This window comes from Phycicoccus jejuensis (assembly GCF_000720925.1).
Classification (GTDB): domain Bacteria; phylum Actinomycetota; class Actinomycetes; order Actinomycetales; family Dermatophilaceae; genus Phycicoccus; species Phycicoccus jejuensis.
Window position 1 is genome coordinate 1 of sequence record NZ_JOEE01000022.1, and the last position, 3,181, is coordinate 3,181.

Annotated in this window: 3 protein-coding genes and 1 pseudogene; all 4 read right to left on the reverse strand. The window is 64.9% G+C overall.

Translation table 11 applies throughout. The features are described from left to right. Positions 1-132 precede the first annotated feature (132 nt). Positions 133-582 carry a YybH family protein gene (locus IG69_RS0119300; RefSeq protein ID WP_245616200.1) on the reverse strand — a complete coding sequence of 150 codons (450 nt, stop codon included), beginning with the start codon at positions 580-582 and terminating at the stop codon, positions 133-135. A 330-nt stretch (positions 583-912) separates the two neighbouring features. Beyond that, positions 913-1,359, reverse strand: a complete 447-nt coding sequence (locus IG69_RS0119305) for a nucleotidyltransferase domain-containing protein (RefSeq protein WP_030529796.1) — start codon at positions 1,357-1,359, stop codon at positions 913-915. 91 nt (positions 1,360-1,450) lie between these two features. Continuing rightward, positions 1,451-2,752: an MFS transporter gene (locus tag IG69_RS0119310; RefSeq protein WP_169742110.1), complete on the reverse strand. Its 1,302-nt coding sequence runs from the start codon at positions 2,750-2,752 to the stop codon at positions 1,451-1,453. A 320-nt stretch (positions 2,753-3,072) separates the two neighbouring features. After that, positions 3,073-3,181, reverse strand: a pseudogene (locus tag IG69_RS23050) (LuxR C-terminal-related transcriptional regulator); the annotation flags it as partial.

A 3,181-nucleotide genomic window follows, 5' to 3' on the forward strand; every position in this document is an offset into this window, starting at 1 on the left:
CCTCGGGAGGCGAGACATCGAACATTACGCAATCCGGGGCGTGGTCGGCCAGAATCTTTGCCACGTTGCCGTTCCGGACGGCATCCAGCCAGCGGATCAGGAGTGCCCGGCACTCGGCAGTCGCCTCCTCCGTCACGGCTCGAGGTCCGTAGCGGCCGCACCCGTGGCCGGGTCGAAGGGAAAGGACACGTGTTGGTGGATCATTTTCCAGCCCTGCGCGAACCGCTTGAACACACGGGTCCCCCGCGACCACATCACCTGCTCGGTCCCATCCTCACGGCGGTTCGCCATGCGATTGAGTCCCCAAGCGACTGCGAGGTCCCCGTCGGTCTCCACCACGAGGTCAGGCACGGTCCACGCGAAGTCGTCCGACTGCATGTCGAAGCCGCGTCGACACTCCTCGCGGATTGCCTCGATGTCTGTGTACCTCAAAGGAGATGAGTGCTCGTACGTCACAACGGAGGTGTGAAACGGTGCCATAGAGGCGTCGAGGTCCTTCTCGTGGCTCGCGACGAACCACGCTTCGTGCAAGGCACGGATCTGCTGCCGCGCCGTGGCTGCGCCATCGAGGTGCTCGGGCAATTCCCTATCGTTCATCATGACCCTACTGACGATCGAGGAGACGGAAAATCATCGCTCCCGAGAGACCACTTCCGGTCGAACCTGCGCGTGACTGACTGGCGAGCCGGCGCGGTGCCCAGCACCGACCGGTTGCCTCGCTGACCTGGAGCCAAAGGCAGGTCGAGGGCTACGCGGTCCCGGGAGGGCACATCTCACCGGGTCGCCGTCCCGGCATGGCGAGGAACCGCCTTCAAGGACAGGACTCTCAGCCGATGCCTGTCCGGAATCGCATCGGCTCTTCGGCCACGTCGGCGACACAGCTCGCACCGGGCGCCCACACTGCGCGCGGGTTCAAGCTGGCGCCTGGCTGGTTCGCAAGGCGTTCAACGCCTCGTCCATGCATCCGTCATCGGTGAGGACGCGGCAACCGTCGCTGAGGACCCTACGTGTGCCAGCATCCAGCGGGATCGCACACCATTGGGGCGTTACGAGCCCGCACTCGATGATGAGGCCGCTTGGGTGGCGAAACCGTCGTTCGAAAAGCGTGCCCCACTGCTTGGCGCGGATGAGTCGGCTTCCGGGCGCGATCGCGGGCACGAACGGCAGGTCATTGGCGAGTCGCTCGGCCTGCTCGCTGATGAGGACGATGTCGACATCGCTGCCCATGCGGGGTCGGTCGTAAGCGTAGGAGCCGACAACAATTGCTGCCTTGACCGCCCCTGATTCGATCGCCCAGTCGCGGGCCTTGGTCAGGGTCCGCTCAACGAGGCGCTTGCGTGAATTGAATCTGGCGCTCATGAATCTGGTCTTCCGTCCGTGAGGTCGACTCGTGTCGGCATGATGGGTACAGCGCGACTCACGTCCCCGCCCTCGCTTGGCATGCCACCGCTCACTCGCCTCCGACAGCGTCGCCTTGGGTTTCGGCTGCTGGATCCGCCAAGGCTATGGTGAGGCCTTCTGCCTGTCGCGACGACCTGGCAGCAAGACTCACGCCTGCTACCAGGGACGCGGCAGCCATCCAGGGGGCGTGCAACCCGTAATCATGGGCGAGGAAACCCCCGAAAACTGCACCTACAGGTAGCACGCCGAGTGCCGCGACACGGTACGCCGATGTCACCCGGCCCAAGAGTGCGTCCGGAACCAGCTCCTGCCGGACAGTGACGGTGACGACGTTCCAGATCATGCTCGCCGCGCCGCCGGCCAGCAAGGCCGCAACCGCCGCCGCCAAGCTCGACGTGAGGGCCGGGACGAGAAAACTTGCGCCCACCAAGAGTACGGAGCCGCCCAGCGTGCGCACGGCGCCGACAGCGGTTCTCAGCCGGTGTGCGGTCAGGGATCCACCGACAGCGCCGATCGCGAGCAGCGAGAGGAGGAGGGCGTAGCCACGCTCACTCAAGTGCAGCACTTGAGAGGTGTACAGGACCAAGGTCGACTCGCCTGTGGCAAAGGCCAGATTGAGGCCTGCCGTAGCAAGAGCGAGAGCACGAAGGGGCCGGTGTCTCCACAGCCACGTCGCTCCTTGACGGACGTCCTCCCACACCGTGGTCCGGGCGCTCGTGTGGGCCGCCACCGTGGGGACTGAGCCGTATGGTGTCGCCGCCCTACCAGGGCCGTATGTGCCGCTCATCGTGACGATCAACGCAATGGCCACCGCGTAGCTGATTGCATCGACGATGAACGGGGCTGAAGTAGTAAGAGCGAACAGTGCGCCCCCGAGGGGGAGCCCAAGAAACTGCATGGACACTGTTTGGGTTGCCATCAAGCCCGAGTTGGCCGCGCCCAGCCGGTCACGGCTGACAACCATGGGTACGAAGGCAGCCGAGGCGTTCTCGAAAAGAATCTCCCCGCTCCCGAGGACGAATGCCGCCAGCAGGATCCAGTGCGTCGCACCATGCTCCAGCACCACGAGCGCTGCAAGGACGCTCACCATGATCATGCGCGACGCATCGGCGACCAACATCAGGATCCGACGATCCACTCGATCCACGATGGCACCGCTGTGCAGCCCGAAGATCAACGCCGGGAGGAAAGTTGCGGCAGTCACAAGTGAGATCAATCTCGGGTCCTGGCTGTAGAGCACTGCCAACAGCGGGATTGCCGCCGCAGTCATTCCAGAACCCAAGCCCGAGACGGAGGTGGCTCCCCACAACAGCCAGTAGTTCCGGCCCAGGCCGGCGCCCTGGGAACTCACTCCCTGCCCTCCCGACCATCCGCCTTGACGCAGACTCTTCCGGCCTCTTCACCTTGGTCTTGTAAGACCCCCAGTTGGGGTGCGGCCCTACCTACGGCGCTCCCCTCGCTTCCTCGAGGCCTCGAACTGGGTTGTCTGCGACACGAAGAAGTCATGAGTCTGGGACGGTGTCGTGAATGCACCTCGGGGTGGGTTCTGGGTGTCCTCACGTCACGAGTTGGTGGCACCAGAGCCCTGCGTGAGCGACCGCAGGACCCTCGTCCTGTTGAGGGCGGCGAGGCCTCAGCGATCGATGGATCGGTCGCGGGCTCGTGGCCCGCCCCGTTCCCTCGGGCCAAATGGGCGGCCTCGGTCTTGTTTCGGGTGCCTGTCTTGCCGATCGCGCTGGAGAGGTAGTTGCGGACCGTGCTGGTCGACAGGTGCAGCCGG